At 65.0% G+C, this 15,622-nt stretch carries 16 protein-coding genes; 12 read left to right on the forward strand and 4 right to left on the reverse strand.

Annotated features, from left to right (window positions below; all coding sequences use genetic code 11):
- Positions 1-30 precede the first annotated feature (30 nt).
- Positions 31-2,844: a [protein-PII] uridylyltransferase family protein gene (locus tag V8J83_RS03165; protein ID WP_339983402.1), complete on the forward strand. Its 2,814-nt coding sequence runs from the start codon at positions 31-33 to the stop codon at positions 2,842-2,844.
- On the forward strand, positions 2,837-3,124 hold the full coding sequence (locus tag V8J83_RS03170) for a hypothetical protein (RefSeq protein ID WP_339983404.1): 288 nt from the start codon (positions 2,837-2,839) through the stop codon (positions 3,122-3,124). Before V8J83_RS03165 ends, V8J83_RS03170 begins: the two co-directional genes overlap by 8 nt.
- 19 nt (positions 3,125-3,143) lie before the next feature.
- Here the strand turns inward: V8J83_RS03170 and V8J83_RS03175 are convergent, their stop codons facing one another.
- A complete protein-coding gene (locus V8J83_RS03175) occupies positions 3,144-4,139 on the reverse strand; it encodes a GlxA family transcriptional regulator (protein WP_339983406.1) in 996 nt (331 codons plus the stop codon).
- 202 nt (positions 4,140-4,341) lie between these two features.
- On the opposite strand from V8J83_RS03175, the gene V8J83_RS03180 reads away from it, so the two are divergent.
- Positions 4,342-5,715, forward strand: coding sequence for a class II 3-deoxy-7-phosphoheptulonate synthase (locus V8J83_RS03180; RefSeq protein ID WP_339983408.1), 1,374 nt, complete (start codon positions 4,342-4,344; stop codon positions 5,713-5,715).
- A gap of 33 nt (positions 5,716-5,748) precedes the next feature.
- On the opposite strand, the gene V8J83_RS03185 is transcribed toward V8J83_RS03180, so the two are convergent.
- A complete protein-coding gene (locus V8J83_RS03185) occupies positions 5,749-6,459 on the reverse strand; it encodes a PAS domain-containing protein (RefSeq protein ID WP_339983410.1) in 711 nt (236 codons plus the stop codon).
- Positions 6,460-6,648: 189 nt separating this feature from the next.
- Here V8J83_RS03185 and V8J83_RS03190 point away from each other — a divergent pair, with 189 nt between their 5' ends.
- Genes V8J83_RS03190 through V8J83_RS03200 form a run of 3 tightly spaced genes read left to right on the forward strand, consistent with a single transcriptional unit; the run spans position 6,649 to position 8,680 of the window.
- Entirely contained in the window at positions 6,649-7,512 is an 864-nt protein-coding gene (locus V8J83_RS03190; protein ID WP_339985960.1) for a YicC/YloC family endoribonuclease, read from the forward strand.
- A 2-nt stretch (positions 7,513-7,514) separates the two neighbouring features.
- The gene (gene gmk, locus V8J83_RS03195; protein WP_339983412.1) at positions 7,515-8,162 is read left to right on the forward strand and encodes a guanylate kinase; all 648 of its coding nucleotides are present in this window, start codon (positions 7,515-7,517) and stop codon (positions 8,160-8,162) included.
- On the forward strand, positions 8,159-8,680 hold the full coding sequence (locus tag V8J83_RS03200; RefSeq protein WP_339983414.1) for a gamma carbonic anhydrase family protein: 522 nt from the start codon (positions 8,159-8,161) through the stop codon (positions 8,678-8,680). Before gmk ends, V8J83_RS03200 begins: the two co-directional genes overlap by 4 nt.
- Here the strand turns inward: V8J83_RS03200 and V8J83_RS03205 are convergent.
- Positions 8,677-9,300 carry a histidine phosphotransferase family protein gene (locus V8J83_RS03205; protein WP_339983416.1) on the reverse strand — a complete coding sequence of 208 codons (624 nt, stop codon included), beginning with the start codon at positions 9,298-9,300 and terminating at the stop codon, positions 8,677-8,679. The genes V8J83_RS03200 and V8J83_RS03205 overlap by 4 nt on opposite strands.
- 34 nt (positions 9,301-9,334) lie before the next feature.
- On the opposite strand from V8J83_RS03205, the gene V8J83_RS03210 reads away from it, so the two are divergent.
- The 3 genes from V8J83_RS03210 (at position 9,335) to olsA (ending at position 11,325) form a co-directional block, all read left to right on the forward strand.
- Positions 9,335-9,523 (forward strand): DUF3553 domain-containing protein, encoded by a 189-nt coding sequence (locus V8J83_RS03210; protein WP_339983418.1) that lies wholly within the window; start codon positions 9,335-9,337, stop codon positions 9,521-9,523.
- A gap of 156 nt (positions 9,524-9,679) precedes the next feature.
- A complete protein-coding gene (gene olsB / locus V8J83_RS03215; RefSeq protein WP_339983420.1) occupies positions 9,680-10,453 on the forward strand; it encodes an L-ornithine N(alpha)-acyltransferase in 774 nt (257 codons plus the stop codon).
- Complete coding sequence (gene olsA / locus V8J83_RS03220; protein ID WP_339983422.1) at positions 10,450-11,325, forward strand: lyso-ornithine lipid O-acyltransferase; 876 nt, start codon at positions 10,450-10,452, stop codon at positions 11,323-11,325. The genes olsB and olsA overlap by 4 nt, the downstream gene beginning before the upstream one ends.
- On the opposite strand, the gene V8J83_RS03225 is transcribed toward olsA, so the two are convergent.
- Positions 11,322-11,954, reverse strand: coding sequence for a thiamine phosphate synthase (locus tag V8J83_RS03225; RefSeq protein ID WP_339983424.1), 633 nt, complete (start codon positions 11,952-11,954; stop codon positions 11,322-11,324). The two genes, olsA and V8J83_RS03225, sit on opposite strands and share 4 nt — an antisense overlap.
- 107 nt (positions 11,955-12,061) lie before the next feature.
- Between V8J83_RS03225 and V8J83_RS03230 the strand changes: the two genes are divergently transcribed.
- From V8J83_RS03230 to V8J83_RS03240, 3 genes are all read left to right on the forward strand, one after another.
- Positions 12,062-12,829: an RNA methyltransferase gene (locus V8J83_RS03230; RefSeq protein ID WP_339983426.1), complete on the forward strand. Its 768-nt coding sequence runs from the start codon at positions 12,062-12,064 to the stop codon at positions 12,827-12,829.
- A gap of 137 nt (positions 12,830-12,966) precedes the next feature.
- Positions 12,967-14,106, forward strand: coding sequence for a heme A synthase (ctaA, locus tag V8J83_RS03235; protein WP_339983428.1), 1,140 nt, complete (start codon positions 12,967-12,969; stop codon positions 14,104-14,106).
- A complete protein-coding gene (locus tag V8J83_RS03240; RefSeq protein ID WP_339983430.1) occupies positions 14,106-15,572 on the forward strand; it encodes a carboxypeptidase M32 in 1,467 nt (488 codons plus the stop codon). The genes ctaA and V8J83_RS03240 overlap by 1 nt, the downstream gene beginning before the upstream one ends.
- Positions 15,573-15,622: the final 50 nt, after the last annotated feature.

Here is a 15,622-nt window from a genome sequence, read left to right on the forward strand (position 1 = left end):
GGATCAGGCCGGGCCACAAGAGAATCCCCCATGAGTTTCGCCAACCGTCTTTCCCGCGCACCGATCCCGTTTGTTACCGAAAGGGGCGACGACGCGCTGGCCGCCGTGCCGCACCTTGCGCCCGAGCTTGCGGAGTTGATCCGGGGCGTCGGCGGGTCGTCGCCCTATCTGGCCGGGTTGATCGCGAAGGAGGGCCATTGGCTGTCGCATGCGTTGGAGCGCGCGCCGGAGGATGTGATCGCCGAGCTGATCGCCGAGACCGGAACGCTTGAGGCCGCGACGCTCAATTCCGGGCTGCGGCAGGTCAAGCGCCGCGCGGCCTTGATCGTGGGGCTGGCCGATCTGGGCGGGGTTTGGGCCTTGTCGACGGTCACGCAGGCCTGGACCGATTTCGCCGATGCCTGCGTTGCGGCGGCGCTGGCCATTCACGTGGCGGCACAGGCGCGGCGCGGTAAGATCCCCGGCATGAGTGAGGAAGACGCGCTGCGCGATGGCGCGGGGATGGTGGCGCTTGCGATGGGCAAGATGGGGGCGGGGGAGCTGAATTATTCCAGCGATATCGACCTGATCTGCCTGTTTGACGAGACGCGCTTCGATGGCCCGTCCGAGGAAATGGAGGCGCGCGCGGCGTTTATCAAAGCCACCCGCGCGATGGCCGCGACGCTCAACGATGCCACGGCGCAGGGCTATGTGTTTCGCACCGACCTGCGCCTGCGTCCCGATGCGAGCGTCACGCCGGTGTGCATCTCGATGGCCGCGGCGGAGCGCTATTACGAGGCGGAAGGGCGCACATGGGAACGCTCGGCCTATATCAAGGCGCGCGCGGCGGCCGGCGATGTGGCGGCGGGGCAGCGGTTTCTTGAGACGATGACGCCGTTCGTGTGGCGCAAGCACCTCGACTTCGCGGCGGTGGCCGAGACGATGGACATGCGGCAGCGGATCCGCGACCACAAGGGCCTGCATGGGCACGCGCTTGAGGGGCGCAACGTGAAACTCGGGCCCGGCGGCATTCGCGAGATCGAGTTCTTCGCGCAAACCCGGCAGCTTGTGGCGGGCGGGCGCGACCCAAGCCTGCGTGCGCCGCGCACCGTCAAGGCGTTGCAGGCGCTGGCGCGGGCCGATTGGATCACGCGCGAGGTCGCCGGGACGCTGGCCGATCATTATACGGCGCTGCGCGAGGTAGAGCATCGGTTGCAAATGGTCGACGATGCGCAGACCCATAGCCTGCCGAAATCCGACGAAGGCTTCGACCGGCTCGCGCGGCTGAGCGGCGAGGGGGATACCGCGCGGTATCGCGATGCATTGGCGGCGCGGTTGGCCGCCGTCGATGAGATCACCGGCGATCTTTACGAATCGAAGACACGGAATGGCGCGGCCCCGACACTTGGCGATGCGGCGCAGGACATCGTCGCGCGCTGGCCCGGTTATCCGGCGTTGCGCTCCGAGCGGGGGCAGGGGATCTTTGAGCGGCTCAAGCCGGATCTTCTGGCCCGTTTTGCCCGCGCCGACCGGCCCGAAGAGGCGCTGGCCAATTTCGACGGCTTCCTGCGCGGTCTGCCCGCCGGGGTGCAGTTGTTTTCCCTGTTCGAGGCGAACCCCAGCCTTGTGGATCTCCTGGCCGATATTTGCGCCACTGCGCCGGGGCTGGCCACGTATCTGTCGCGCAATTCGCGGGTTCTGGACGCGGTTCTGGACGGACAATTCTTTGCCGCTTGGCCCGGGGTTGCGGCGCTGAGCGCGGATTTGGCGGCGGCTCTGGAGCCGCTGGACTACGAGGCGCAACTCGACACCGCGCGGCGCTGGCAGAAGGAATGGCATTTTCGGGTTGGCGTGCACATGTTGCGCGGCCTGATCGGGGCCGACGATGCCGCGCAGCATTATTCCGATGTGGCCGAGGCGGTGATCGCGGGGCTCTGGCCCTGTGTCTGTTCCGAGATCGCGCGGCGTCACGGGCCTGCGCCGGGGCGGGGCGGGGTGATCCTTGCGATGGGCAGCCTGGGGACGACGTCGATGACGGCGGGCTCGGACCTCGACCTGATCGTGATTTTTGATGCGGGCGATGTCGAGATGACGCAAGGCCCGCGTCCGTTGGACCCACGCGGCTGGTTTGCAAAGGCGACCAAGGCGATGATCACCGCGCTGAGTGCGCCCACGGGTGAGGGCAAGCTTTACGACGTGGATATGCGCCTGCGGCCTTCGGGCGGGCAGGGGCCGGTGGCGACGGCCCTGTCGGCCTTTGACCGCTATCAACGCGAAGAGGCGTGGACCTGGGAACATATGGCGCTGACGCGGGCGCGGGTGGTGGCCGGGGAGCAGAGCCTCGCGCGGGATGTGGAGGACGTGCGCTGCGGTGTGATCGCGGCGCGGGCCGGGGACCTTGACGGCGTGCTGCGCGACGCTGCCGAAATGCGCGCGCGGCTGGCCAAGGCGGGGCGCGCGGGCAGCACCTGGGAGGTACGGGATGGGCCGGGCGGTCTGCAGGACATTGCATTATGCGCGCAGGCGTTGGCGCTTGCCACAGGCAGTTCGGCGCGGCGGGTGGATGCGCAATTGGCCGCCGCGCGCGATGCGGGCCATCTGGCGGCGGATGCGGCCGCGGATCTGATCGCGGCGCAGGCGCTTTTTGCAGCGCTGCAGCAGGGCGGGCGGTTGTTGACGGAAAAGCCGCTCAGCCCCGAGGCCTGCGGCGCGGGCGGCATGGGCTTTCTGCTGCGCCTGCTTGAGATGACGGAGCCGGACGTTTTGGTGACGCAGCTTGACACGTTTCGCGCCAAGGCCGCCGTTAGGGTGGACGATATCATCGGCAGCGCGGCATTGCAGCAGGGGGGCGAGGGTGATGCGTGACAGCGATACGAATGACCCAAAGGGCCTGATCCGGGAAGCGTTTCGGATCGAGGGGATCACGGCGGCGGAATGCCGGTCGATCTTTGTGGATTGGGCGTTGAGCCTGAGCGCGGCGGACCCGAAACCGGCGATCCGCGCCTTGCTGACCAAGCACGGTGGCGAGCCTGCGGAACACCCGATGACGGCGGTTCTGACCGAGGGGCTTGCGGAGGCCCCGGAGCGGCGGCGCAAGGGCGGGCGGGCCGCGCATCTGGCCCGCCGCCCGGGCGCGGAAGACTAGGGGCGCACGGGGCGGTTCATCAGCCTTTGACCCGTGCCGCATGGGTGCCGCGTTCGCGGTAAGGCGTGGTGTCATAATGCGCGCGGTAGCATTTCGAAAAATGCGACGGCGAGGCAAAACCGCAGGCCAGCGCCACGTTGATCACGCTCATGTCCGTCTGCATCAGAAGGTTGCGTGCCTTCCCAAGGCGCAATTCCATGTAATAGCGCTTGGGCGAGCGGTTGAGATACCGCCGGAACAGCCGTTCGAGTTGTCGGGTGGACATGCCGACATCCTCGGCCAGTTGCGAGGGGCTGATCGGGTCCTCGATGTTCTGTTCCATCATCCGGATGACCGCGCCAAGCTTGGGATGGCGGACGCCGATGCGCGTCGGGATCGACAGGCGTTGCGTGTCCTGGTCCGTGCGGATCGAAGTATAGATCAGCTGATCGGCGACCAGATTGGCCATTTCCTCATCCTGATCCTCGGCAATGAGTTTCAGCATCAGGTCGATGGAGGCGGTGCCGCCCGCGGTCGTGATCCGGTTCCCGTCGACCACGAAGACCGATTTGGTCAGCGTGACCTCTTCGAATTCCTCGGTGAAGCTGTCCTGATTTTCCCAATGGATCGTCGCACGTTTGCCATCGAGTAGCCCGGCCTTGGCCAGCGTGTAGCCCGCCGTGCACAGCCCGCCGATCACCGGTCCCTTGCGCGCCTCGCGCCGGAGCCAGCTGAGCAGGCGCTTGGTGGTGGCCCCGGCCACGTCGATCCCGCCGCACAAAAGCACCACATCTTCGCGGCGTACGTCATCCAGATCACCGTCCAGCCGGAACCAGATGCCGGCGGAGCTTTGCGCATAGTCGCCGCCTTCGCCGATCAGCACCCATTCGTAAAGCGTCTGGCCCGACATGCGGTTGGCGATCCGCAGCGCTTCGACCGCCGACGAGAAGCACAGCATGGTGAATTGGTCGAGTAAGACGAACACGAACCGCTTGGGGCCGTCACCGGGACGGGTTCTGGCTTGGATGTCGGTCATCCTACATTCTCCTGCGGGTGGGCTTGGTTTACCACAAGGCCTCGCTCCCCGGAAAAAACCGAAAGCACCAAACGCGGGTCCATGCAATCCCAGAATCGCTCACAGCGCCCGGGAAGGACAGCACGTTTTTGGCAAATGCGGTGTTGGAAGCCGTTGGGCGCTTGTGTAGAGAGGGGGCCGACCCTTTGAGATGGAGACGACCATGGGCTCTGCAACGACCTGGACGAAATCGGATTGGCGCGCGAAGCCGCGGGTGCAGATGCCGGATTACCTGGACGCGGCTGCGTTGAACGCGGTCGAGGCGCAGCTGTCGAAATACCCGCCGCTGGTGTTTGCCGGTGAGGCGCGCACGTTGAAGGATGAGCTGGCGGCTGTGGCCCGTGGGCAGGGCTTTTTGCTGCAGGGCGGCGATTGCGCCGAAAGCTTTGCAGAATTCTCCGCCGACAACATCCGCGACACGTTCAAGGTGATGTTGCAGATGGCCACGGTTCTGACGTTCGGCGCAAAGGTGCCGGTGGTCAAGATCGGGCGCATGGCGGGTCAGTTTGCCAAGCCGCGCTCGGCCCCGACCGAGGTCAAGGATGGGGTGGAGCTGCCATCCTACCGCGGCGACATCATCAACGAGCTGGACTTCACGCCCGAGGCCCGCATCCCGAACCCGGCGAAAATGCTGCAGGCCTACACGCAGGCGGCTGCATCGCTGAACTTCCTGCGCGCGCTGTCGAAGGGCGGCTATGCCGACATTCACCGGGTGCATTCGTGGACGCTTGGGTTCACCGATATCGGCGATGCCGAACGCTACGCCGATATGGCCAACCGTATTCAGGACGCGCTCGATTTCATGACCGCCGCCGGTGTCACCTCGGGCACGACTCATGAATTGGGGCAGGTGGATTTCTATACCTCGCATGAGGCGTTGCTTCTGGAATATGAAGAGGCGTTGTGCCGTCTCGATACGACATCGGGCAAGTGGCTCGCGGGGTCGGGTCACATGATCTGGATCGGCGACCGCACCCGACAGCCGGACGGCGCCCATGTGGAATTCTGCAAGGGTGTGCAAAACCCGATCGGGATCAAATGCGGCCCGTCGATCAGCCGCTCGGACCTCAAGGAATTGCTTGATACGCTGAACCCGACGCGGGAGGCCGGGCGCATCGTCTTGATCAACCGCTTCGGCGCGGGGGCAGTGGCCGATCATATGCCAAAGTTGATCCGTGCGGTCGAGGAAGAGGCCCATCCCGTGGTGTGGTCCTGCGATCCGATGCATGGCAACACGATCAAATCTGACAGCGGATACAAGACCCGCCCGTTCGAAAGTGTGCTGCGCGAAGTGCAGGAATTCTTTGCCGTTCATCGAGCCGAAGGCACAGTTCCCGGCGGTGTGCATTTCGAGATGACGGGTCAGGATGTCACGGAATGCACCGGCGGCGTGCGCGCCGTGACCGATGAGGATCTGTCGAGCCGGTATCACACGGCCTGTGATCCGCGCCTGAACGCGTCGCAATCGCTGGAACTGGCGTTCCTGGTGGCCGAAGAGCTTTCGGCCTCGCGTCAATCGTTGCGCGCGGTCGGCTAAAGCCTGCGCGCGGACGGGCTGGGGGCCGCGCGATTAACTGCGGCCGCCGTCGATCACCTGGAAAACGGGGCGCGTGTGGTGGTCCAACACGCGCGCTTCGACCCGCGGGGCGGCCTGCGCCCGGGTCGGCGTGGCCGGAGTGGTGCGCGCCTGCTTGGTTTTTGGCAGCGCATGGATCGGTGCCCGCGCCGAGAGGCCCGGCAAAGCACCGGTCTCGGGGATTTCCAGCATCCGGTGATCGGACACCTGGAACCGGCCCCGCAAATTGTTGACATACGGCGTCGCGGTGGCGGTTTCGGAATAAAGCGCGATGGCGCGGGTCAGACCGCCCTGGGTGTCCGACAAGGGCAGGATCGCCATCTGCGCCTCGTGTTGAGGGCCGGTATGGTCGGCGCGCTCCAGCGACAGAATGCTGATCGAGGGGGTGACAATGGCCGTCTCAGCTGCATCCATGGCCTGCGCGCGGTCATCAACCTCGAAGAGCGACCGGAACGGCATGCCACGCAGCTCCATTCCCATGCGGCCCGACAGGGTCGCGCCCGCCAGTCGAATGCGCACGGTTCCGGCGCGCGGACGCTCCAGAATGCAAACGCGCGACAGATGCCGCGCGATGCTGGCCGGGCTCACTTCGATGCGTGCGGGCACCGGACGACCGGCGCGCAGATGATCCCAATACCGCATCAAGGACACGATGCGCTCGTCCAGAAGGTCGAGGGAATTTGGTCCACTCAGAATGTCACTCATCGGTCGGCCTCCGCACAATCGCGTCAATTCGTCAGTCTCGGCCCCCGCCCCGGAACACGCCGCCTTGACCCGGCGGTGTTGCTCCTGTCCTGTTCTCAATACACTGAATAAAATTTTATGGGCAGGGGGAGTCTTGCGGGATGGTTAACGGAACGGTGGCAGATCGTGGGATCTGACGCGCTCGCCTCGATGACTGCGTTTGCCTCCTCGGATGGCAATGACGGGGCGATCGGCTGGCAGTGGGAAATCCGTGGCGTGAACGGGCGCGGCCTTGATCTGCGGCTGCGTCTGCCTGATGGACTTGGCGCGCTGGAGCAACCGTTGCGCACCGCCCTGCAAAAGGCGCTCGCGCGGGGCAATGTCACCGTGTCGCTGAAACTTCAGCGGGCCGCGGGCAGCGCGGCGCTAACCTTGCAGGAGCCGCTTCTCGATACGGTTATGGCCGCGCTGCAGGTTGTGCAGGCGCGCGCGGGGGATCGTTTGGCGTCGTCGACGGCCGCCGAAATCCTCGGTCTGCGCGGTGTGATGGAGGCTGACGACAGCGTCGCTCTTCCGGAGCCCAAGCGCCTGTTGGCCGAAGCCGACACGCTGATCGCGGCCTTCGTGGCGATGCGGCGCAGCGAGGGCCGCGCGCTGGCCGAGGTCATGGCGGGTCAACTCGACCGGATCGCCAGCCTGACCGACGCCGCCGCCGAGACCGCAACGCTGCGCGCGGCGGCGGCGGGCACGCGCCTGCGCGCCCAGGTGGCCGAGTTGTTGGAGGCCACGGAGATTGTAGATGAAGCCCGGCTGGCGCAGGAGCTGGCGGTGCTTGCGGTCAAGGCCGATGTCACCGAAGAGATCGACCGTCTGCGCGCCCATATCACCGCCGCGCGCGATTTGATTGCCAAGGGTGGACCGGTCGGGCGCAAGCTCGACTTCCTGATGCAGGAGTTCAACCGCGAGGCCAACACGCTGTGTTCGAAATCCGGCGATGCCGCGTTGACCGCCATTGGTCTTGACCTGAAACTGACCATCGATCAGATGCGCGAACAGGTTCAGAACGTGGAATGAGCATGCACGATCCAAATCGCCGTGGGCTTTTGATCATCCTGTCCTCCCCGTCGGGGGCCGGCAAATCCACGCTTGCGCGCCGGCTGATGGTCTGGGACGAGACGCTGCGGTTCTCGGTTTCGGCCACGACGCGCGCGCCGCGCACGGGCGAAGTCGATGGGCAGGATTACCATTTCCTCGACGAGGCGCGGTTCAAGGCGATGGTGCGCGATGGTGAGATGTTGGAGCACGCGCATGTCTTCGGGAATTTCTACGGCTCGCCGATGGGCCCGGTGTCCGAGGCGATCGAGGCCGGGCGCGATGTGTTGTTTGACATCGACTGGCAGGGCGCGCAGCAGATCCAGAAAAGCGCGCTCGCCCCGCATGTCCTGTCGATCTTCATCCTGCCGCCCTCGATTGCCGAATTGCGGCGACGGCTCGAAAGCCGGGGGCAGGACGACGTCGAGACCATCGCCAAGCGCATGCAGAAAAGCTGGGACGAGATCAGCCATTGGGACGGGTATGATTACGTTTTGATCAACGACGATCTTGATGGCACAGAGGTGAAGCTGAAAGCGATCCTGACAGCCGAGCGCATGAAAGCCAGCCAACAGCCCGGCCTGATGGACCATGTGCGCCGCCTGCAATCGGAATTCGAGGACACGCCATGACATTGTATGCACTGGACGGGACGGCCCCGAAAATCGCCGATGACACTTGGATCGCGCCGGATGCGAATCTGATCGGCAACGTGGTGCTGGAGGAGGGGGCGAGCGTTTGGTTCGGCTGTACCCTGCGCGGCGACAACGAGGAAATCCGCGTCGGACGCGGGACCAATGTTCAGGAAAACGTGGTCTGCCATACCGATCCAGGCTGCCCCCTGATCCTCGGGGCGGACTGCACGATCGGGCACAAGGCGATGCTGCATGGTTGTGAGATCGGTGAGGGCTCGTTGATCGGGATGGGGGCCACCGTTTTGAACGGCGCCATTATCGGCTCAGGCTGCCTGATCGGGGCAGGTGCGTTGATTTCAGAGAACAAGACCATCCCCGACGGCTCGCTTGTGATGGGGATGCCGGGCAAGATCATACGCACCCTGACCGAGGCCGAGCAGGCGGGGCTTTTGGCCTCTGCTGCGCATTACCGTGACAACATGCGCCGGTTCCGCGCGGGGTTGGGCGCGCTTTAAATCAGCTGAAGCGTCATCGCCTCAGTGGTGGCGCTGAACGTGACGACACGGCCCAAGGCCTTCGCCACATGGGCCAGGACGACGAATTGCGCATCCGACGGGCGTAGATTTCCGGTGGCGGCCAAATCGGCGTCTTGCAACAGCTCCCACACGTCGGCCTTGATGTTGATCCGCCCGCCACGCGCCTCAAGGCTCCAAGGGCCATCGCTGGCCTGCGTGATGGCGATCTCACCGCCCATCGGAAGGGTGGTTTCGGCACACAGCAGCATCAGGAAGGCGAGCTTGGTCTCCAACCGGGGCCGGTCGCCATCAATGCGCCAATCGGCCACGATGCGGCTTTGGTGGAAGTAGCCTTCGACCGCCTGCCGTGCCTCGCGCAGGCTGGTGTTCTGATCCGGCCCGGCGCTTCCGAATGCGAGCCGGAACAAGCGAATGCGGGCCTCCGCCGCGTGCACCGCATCGCGGATCAATTCCATTTCCGGCCCGTCGGCCTTGCCGGTCATCTCCAACAGCTCAACGCCATTGCCGATAGCACCGAGAGGGTTAACTAGATCATGACAGAGCCGAGAGGCGACCAGGTCGGCCAAGCGGGTCGGAAGCTGGGAATGGACATCAAGCATGGCACGAGGGTCCCTTTGATCTATGGCAAGCAACATGAACGCGGAAGATATCACGTCCATCCTTGAGCCGGGAATGTATGTTCAACACCCTGCCGCTCCGGAATGGGGCTTGGGGCAAGTGCAATCGAACATCGGCGGCAAGGTCACGGTCAATTTCGAGCATGAGGGCAAGGTCGTTGTGGATGGTCGGCATGTTGCACTGGACATCGTCACACCCTCCTGATGCCGTCACCCTGTCTTAGTCCCGGGTGGTTAACAGTATCTTAACACGGGGTTCGGGCAATTCACTCTTTAGGTGTGGCTTGCTTGCAAATGGCCATGGGGCCGCTTAACCCTGCGCCGACCAACCGCTGCGCAACAAGGACGAAGCTGGCACCGCATGCCGATGGATGAGCCCCAATTCGAGCTGCGCCTGGCCGAGACCGCCGCGGATATCCTGGCCGCGCAAAGACTGCGTTATGCGGTTTTCGTGCAAGAACTTGGCGGCGATGGGGCATTGGTGGACCATGATGCCCGGATCGAGGCCGACCGGTTCGACCCGTTTTTCCAACATCTGCTGCTGCGCGATCTCAACCGACCCGAAGACGACCGCGTTGTCGGGGTCTACCGGCTGATGTGCGAAGAAGGTGCTGCCCGTGCGGGGCGGTTCTATTCCGAGGATGAATACGACCTTGGTCCGTTGCGCCGCTCGGGGCGGCGGTTGTTGGAATTGGGGCGGTCCTGCGTGCATCGCGAGTATCGCGGCGGGGCGGCGATGATGCATCTGTGGACCGGCCTGGCTGACTACATCGCTACCCATGAGATCGAGTTGATGTTCGGCGTGGCCTCTTTCCACGGTCTCGACCCGGCGCCGTTGGCCGGTCAATTGTCACTCTTGCATCATCGCCATCTGGCCCCGGAAGACATCCGTCCGGTCGCGCGCGCGGAGGCTTATCAGAGGATGGACCTGATCTCACAGGACGTGTTGGATCGCCCCGCCGCCATCCGCACGATGCCCGCCCTGATCAAGGCCTATCTCCGGCTTGGCGGGTTCGTCGGGCAGGGTGCTTATATCGACCGTCCGTTCAATTGCATCGACGTCTGTCTGGTGATGGATGTGGCGCGGATGTCGGACACGCATCGCGCGATTTATCAACGCGGTGTGGGCCGATGAACGGGCCTCCCGACGGGGCAGGGCCGGGCGCAACGGACACCGACACCTGGCAAAGCGACGAGGCCCCGCCCGAGCCGCGCGCGATCGGCACGAATGAGGCGCTGCGCATCGCGTGGCGCGGTGGGCCGTTGCTGGTGATCTTGCTGATCTGCTTTCCGCTTCTGCTGGTTCTGCGGCTGCCTGAGCGTGCGATCTGGGGCCTGAGACGCCCGGTGACGCCTTACATCACGCAGTTTGTCTGCATCTGGGCCTGTCGGCTTCTGTCGCTGCGGCGGGAGGTGGTGGGCACGCCGATGCGCACGCCGGGGGCGTATGTGTGCAACCATGTCAGTTTCCTTGATATTTTCGTGCTGAACGCGTGCAAACGTCTCTATTTCGTGGCGAAATCCGAGGTCGGTGGCTGGCCCGGCGTGGGGTGGCTGGCGCGCGGCACGGGGACCGTGTTCATCCGCCGCGACCGGCGCGAGGCGGCGGCGCAGACAAAGCTGTTCGAAGATCGCCTCTTCGCCGGACACCCCCTGTTGTTCTTTCCCGAAGGCACCTCGACGGACGGGCGGCAGGTGTTGCCGTTCAAGACCACGCTGTTTGCGGCGTTCTTCTCGGAGCGGTTGACGGGCGAGATCGCGGTGCAGCCGGTCAGCCTGCGCTACCGTGCGCCTGCGGGCGTTGATGCGCGCCATTATGGCTGGTGGGGGGATATGGATTTCGGGCCGAGCCTTGTGCAGATCCTCGCCACACCAGGGCGCGGGCAGGTGCAGGTGGTCTACCATCCGCCGATCCCGGTCACAGCGGCGAGCAACCGCAAAGCGCTGGCCAAAGCGGCCGAGCAGGCGGTGCGCTACGGTCTGGAGAACGGCAGGGCGTTTGGTTAACGCAGCGGTGCGGTCAAGCGGCGCAGTGCGGCCAGCGGGTCGTCCTCCGACCAGATTTCCGGACCGATGGCGAAGAAATCGGTGACGGGCGCAAGGGCTTCGACAAGCCCCGTGTCGAGCGCGCCTTCGGCCACAACCGGCAATTCGATCATCTGCGACCACCAGGCGAAAAGGTCGACCTCCGCGCGGGTGCCATCGCCGAGGTTGCTGTCGCCGACGGGGCCGAAACTGATGTAATCCGCGCCCGCCTCGCCCGCGTTCATGCCGTCGTGGCTGGAGGCGCCGCAAAAGCTTCCGAGGATCGCGTCAGCACCAAGCGCCTTGCGCGCCGCGCGGATCGAACGCGCCCCATCGCCCAGGTGCACCCCGTCGAGGCCAAGCCGTTCCACCAGCTGGATATGGCGGTCGATCACGATCGGCACGTCGCGGGCATGGGCCACGTCGCGGCACGCATCGGCGGCGCGCGCCAGCGTGTCTTCATCCTCCCCGGCAAGCGCCATGCGCAGGCACGCGATCTGTGTCCCGTCGAGCACATCGGCCAGTTGCGGTGCAAAGTCATCCGGCGCGAAGCTTTGCGGCGTGATCAGGTAGATCTGCGGGCGGTCGTCTTGTGCGGCATCATCGGCCATGGCGCTCTCCTGCCAAGCGGGTTTGGGGCGCTGATAGCCCTCCGGCTGTGGCGGGGCAATGGGGGGACGGCTTGCAGCAGGGCGGACCATTGGCTAAGCGGCGGCCCATGTCCGATACGCAAACCACCCCGCGCCAACCCGCCTTTGTGCTTGTCCGCCCGCAAATGGGCGAAAACATCGGCGCGGCGGCCCGTGCGATGTGGAACTTCGGCCTCGATCATATGCGGGTCGTGGCCCCGCGTGATGGCTGGCCGAACGAGCGCGCGGTGGCGCTGGCCAGCGGGGCGGGGCGTCTGTTGGATCAGGCCGGGCTGTTCGACGACGTGCCCGGGGCGCTGCACGATTGCACCTATGTCTTTGCGACCACGGCGCGTGAGCGGGGCATGACCAAGCCCGTTGTCACGCCCGAGCGCGCGATGGAACAAGCCCGCGCCATTGCGGCGCAGGGCGGCAAGGTGGGCGTCTTGTTCGGGCCGGAACGTGCGGGGCTTGAAAATGCGGATATCGCGCGCGCGGATGCGATCATCTCGGTGCCGGTGAACCCGGATTTCCCGTCTCTGAACCTCGCGCAATGTGTGCTGCTGTGTGGCTACGAATGGCGCAGGCAATCCGTCGATGTGGCGCCTGAGGTTATGGAATTGGCCAAAACGGAGTTTGCCAACGGAGCCGAAATTGCGGCCCTGGGTGATCATTATGAGGCGCAGATGGAGGAGGCCGGGTTCTTCTGGCCGCCGCACAAGGCCGACAGCATGAAACTGACGCTGCGCAATCTTTGGGGGCGGCTGCCGCTCACCAGGGCCGATGTGCAGACCCTGCACGGCGTCCTGCGGCAGATGGCGCGTTGGGCCGATGGCAAGCGCAAGGATCACAATTAGCGCGGTCCGCTGGCGGCAGGATCCGACAAGGGCGTGGGAGCAGGCCGCAAGCGGCGCCCCCGCGCAAGGTGTCGCGGGCGCTTGAAGGGCGGTGGGGGCCGGGTTAGGTCTGCGCACAAGAGCGAAGAGGGACGATCATGGCCGGTGGACGCAGCATTTTCGAAGAGGTCGGCGAGGCGCGGAAACCCGCCGCCACACCCGGTGGTGTGACCGGGGATCGTGGGCGCGGGCGGCGGCGTGTGCGGCTGTTCATCATGATCCTGTTCGTGATGGTGGTGATCCAGATCGCGGTCGGCGGTTTGACCCGTCTGACGGACAGCGGGCTGTCCATCACCGAATGGGCGCCGATCTCGGGCGCGATCCCGCCGCTGAACGAGGCCGCATGGCAGGCCGAGTTGGAGGCCTACCGTGCGACCACGGAATATCAGGAACAAAATCGCGGCATGTCGATGTCGGAGTTCCAGTTCATCTACTGGTGGGAATGGGGCCACCGGCAGTGGGCGCGCTTTCTTGGGGTTGTGTGGGCGGTCGGATTTGTGGGCCTTCTCGCCACCAAATCGGTGCCAACCGGATGGAGCGGGCGTCTGCTTTTGTTGGGCGCGCTTGGCGCACTCCAGGGCCTTGCGGGGTGGTGGATGGTGCATTCCGGCCTTGCGCCGGGGATGTTCGATGTCGCCTCCTACAGGCTGGCGGTGCACCTGGTGTTGGCGTTTGTGATCCTCGCATTGATGGCGTGGTATATCCTGACGCTCGGGCGGCAGGAGGCGGAATTGATGACCGCGCGCCGGGACGGCGACCGCAAGCTGCATGGGATGGCGACGGGTCTGTTGCACCTGACGTTCGTGCAGATCCTGATCGGTGCGCTGGTCGCCGGGATCGATGCGGGGCGCAATTACATCGACTGGCCGTTGATGGCGGGAGGGTTCACGCCGCCGGATATGTGGGTTCTGGAGCCGTGGTATCGCAACCTGTTCGAGAATGACGGCACGGTGCAGTTTCTTCACCGGATCACCGGCTATGTGCTACTGCTCTTCGGGATCGGGGCGTGGATGGCGTCGCGTCGGTCGTCGCGGGCGGCCACGAAGCGGGCCTTTGATTGGGTGGGCGTGATGATGTTCGGGCAGGTCGTTCTGGGCATTGTAACGGTGATGCATTCCTCGCCCTGGTACCTGGCGATCTTGCACCAATTCGGGGCTGTGGTCCTGATCACCCTGATTTTGCGGGCGCGGTTTCTGGCGCGTTATCCGCTGCCCCAATCCGTGAGAGGAGCCGCCTGATGGCCGCGATGGACGAACTTCTGGCGCACCAGCGCACGACCGAGGCGCTGGGTCAGGTGATGGGCCGATTGGGATGGGATCAGGAAACAATGATGCCGCCCGGTGCGAGCGCGCAGCGCAGCGAGGAGATGGCGGCGCTGGAATCCGTGCTGCATGCCCGACGGACCGATGGCCGGGTGGGCGAATGGCTTGATCAGGCGCGCCCGGCGGATGATGTGGAAGCGGCGCAATTGCGTGAGATCCGCCGCAGCTATGACCGTGCGGTGAAGGTGCCGGCGGATCTGGCGGCGGAACTGGCGCGGCTGACCTCGGTCAGTCAGGGGATCTGGGCCAAGGCGCGGGCCGAGGATAACGTGGCGGGCTTTTTGCCAACGCTGAAGCAGGTGGTTGCTCTACGCCGGGAAGAGGCCGCGGCGGTTGCCGCGGGGGGCGATCTCTATGACACTCTTTTGCAGGATTACGAGCCGGGAACGAATGCAGCCGAGATTGCGGCCCTGTTTGATCGGATGCGGCCCCGGTTGGTTGCCTTGCGCGATCGCTTGTCGGGCGTTCAGATGCCCGCACCTTTGCGGGGGCGCTTCTCGAAGCAGGCGCAGCTTGACCTGAGCGCGGAGATCGCGCGGGTGTTCGGCTATTCCTTCGACACCGGGCGGATCGATCTGGCGGTGCATCCGTTCAGCTCGGGGTCCGGCGCGGATGTGCGGATCACCACGCGGGTTGATGAGGCGGAGCCGCTGGGGTGCCTTTACTCGACCATCCATGAGGTGGGCCACGCCTGCTACGAGCAGAACATCGCGCCCGCGCTGCGCCTGACGGCGTTGGGGCAGGGCGTGTCGATGGGCGTGCACGAGAGCCAGAGCCGGATCTACGAGAACCAACTGGCGCGGTCCGCGCCGTTCACGCAGTACCTGCATGGTCACATGGCCGCGCATTTCGGCGGGCTTTCGACAGGGGCGGAGGATTTCGCGCGGGTGATCAACCGGGTCGAGACCGGATATATCCGCACCGAGGCCGACGAGGTGCATTACAATCTGCATGTGATGCTGCGCTTTGATCTGGAACGGCAGCTCTTTGGTGGCGCGTTGGAGGTCGAGGATCTCGAAGAGGCTTGGAACGCGCGGTTCGCGTCGGATTTCGGGATGCAGGTCGACCGGCCCTCGAACGGGATGTTGCAGGATGTGCATTGGTCGGTGGGGCTGTTTGGGTATTTCCCGACCTATGCGCTTGGCAATGTTTATGCCGGGTGTCTGCATGCGGCGTTGCGGCGCGACGTGCCGGATCTGGACGCGGGCCTTGCGGCAGGCGATCCGTCGAGGGCGCTTGAATGGTTGCGGGACAATGTGCAGCGCCACGGGGGTCTGAGACCGCCGCGAGAGACGATCATGCAGGCCACGGGCGAGCAGATCAGCGAGGCGCCTTTGCTGGACTATCTGGATGCCAAATACGGGGCGTTGTTCGGGGTTTGAGGTGCGGTTGCAAGGTTGCAACCCTATGTCAACATGCTGAATAGAAAAGA

This window comes from Gymnodinialimonas ulvae (assembly GCF_037543845.1).
Taxonomy (GTDB): domain Bacteria; phylum Pseudomonadota; class Alphaproteobacteria; order Rhodobacterales; family Rhodobacteraceae; genus Gymnodinialimonas; species Gymnodinialimonas ulvae.

Bases quoted from the DNA above. Each gene is read 5' to 3' on its own strand.
- V8J83_RS03165 (WP_339983402.1), top strand. From the start codon at position 31: ATGAGTTTCGCCAACCGTCTTTCCCGCGCACCGATCCCGTTTGTTACC.
- V8J83_RS03170 (WP_339983404.1), top strand. From the start codon at position 2,837: ATGCGTGACAGCGATACGAATGACCCAAAGGGCCTGATCCGGGAAGCG.
- V8J83_RS03175 (WP_339983406.1), bottom strand. From the start codon at position 4,139: ATGACCGACATCCAAGCCAGAACCCGTCCCGGTGACGGCCCCAAGCGG.
- V8J83_RS03180 (WP_339983408.1), top strand. From the start codon at position 4,342: ATGGGCTCTGCAACGACCTGGACGAAATCGGATTGGCGCGCGAAGCCG.
- V8J83_RS03185 (WP_339983410.1), bottom strand. From the start codon at position 6,459: ATGAGTGACATTCTGAGTGGACCAAATTCCCTCGACCTTCTGGACGAG.
- V8J83_RS03190 (WP_339985960.1), top strand. From the start codon at position 6,649: ATGACTGCGTTTGCCTCCTCGGATGGCAATGACGGGGCGATCGGCTGG.
- gmk (WP_339983412.1), top strand. From the start codon at position 7,515: ATGCACGATCCAAATCGCCGTGGGCTTTTGATCATCCTGTCCTCCCCG.
- V8J83_RS03200 (WP_339983414.1), top strand. From the start codon at position 8,159: ATGACATTGTATGCACTGGACGGGACGGCCCCGAAAATCGCCGATGAC.
- V8J83_RS03205 (WP_339983416.1), bottom strand. From the start codon at position 9,300: ATGCTTGATGTCCATTCCCAGCTTCCGACCCGCTTGGCCGACCTGGTC.
- V8J83_RS03210 (WP_339983418.1), top strand. From the start codon at position 9,335: ATGAACGCGGAAGATATCACGTCCATCCTTGAGCCGGGAATGTATGTT.
- olsB (WP_339983420.1), top strand. From the start codon at position 9,680: ATGCCGATGGATGAGCCCCAATTCGAGCTGCGCCTGGCCGAGACCGCC.
- olsA (WP_339983422.1), top strand. From the start codon at position 10,450: ATGAACGGGCCTCCCGACGGGGCAGGGCCGGGCGCAACGGACACCGAC.
- V8J83_RS03225 (WP_339983424.1), bottom strand. From the start codon at position 11,954: ATGGCCGATGATGCCGCACAAGACGACCGCCCGCAGATCTACCTGATC.
- V8J83_RS03230 (WP_339983426.1), top strand. From the start codon at position 12,062: ATGTCCGATACGCAAACCACCCCGCGCCAACCCGCCTTTGTGCTTGTC.
- ctaA (WP_339983428.1), top strand. From the start codon at position 12,967: ATGGCCGGTGGACGCAGCATTTTCGAAGAGGTCGGCGAGGCGCGGAAA.
- V8J83_RS03240 (WP_339983430.1), top strand. From the start codon at position 14,106: ATGGCCGCGATGGACGAACTTCTGGCGCACCAGCGCACGACCGAGGCG.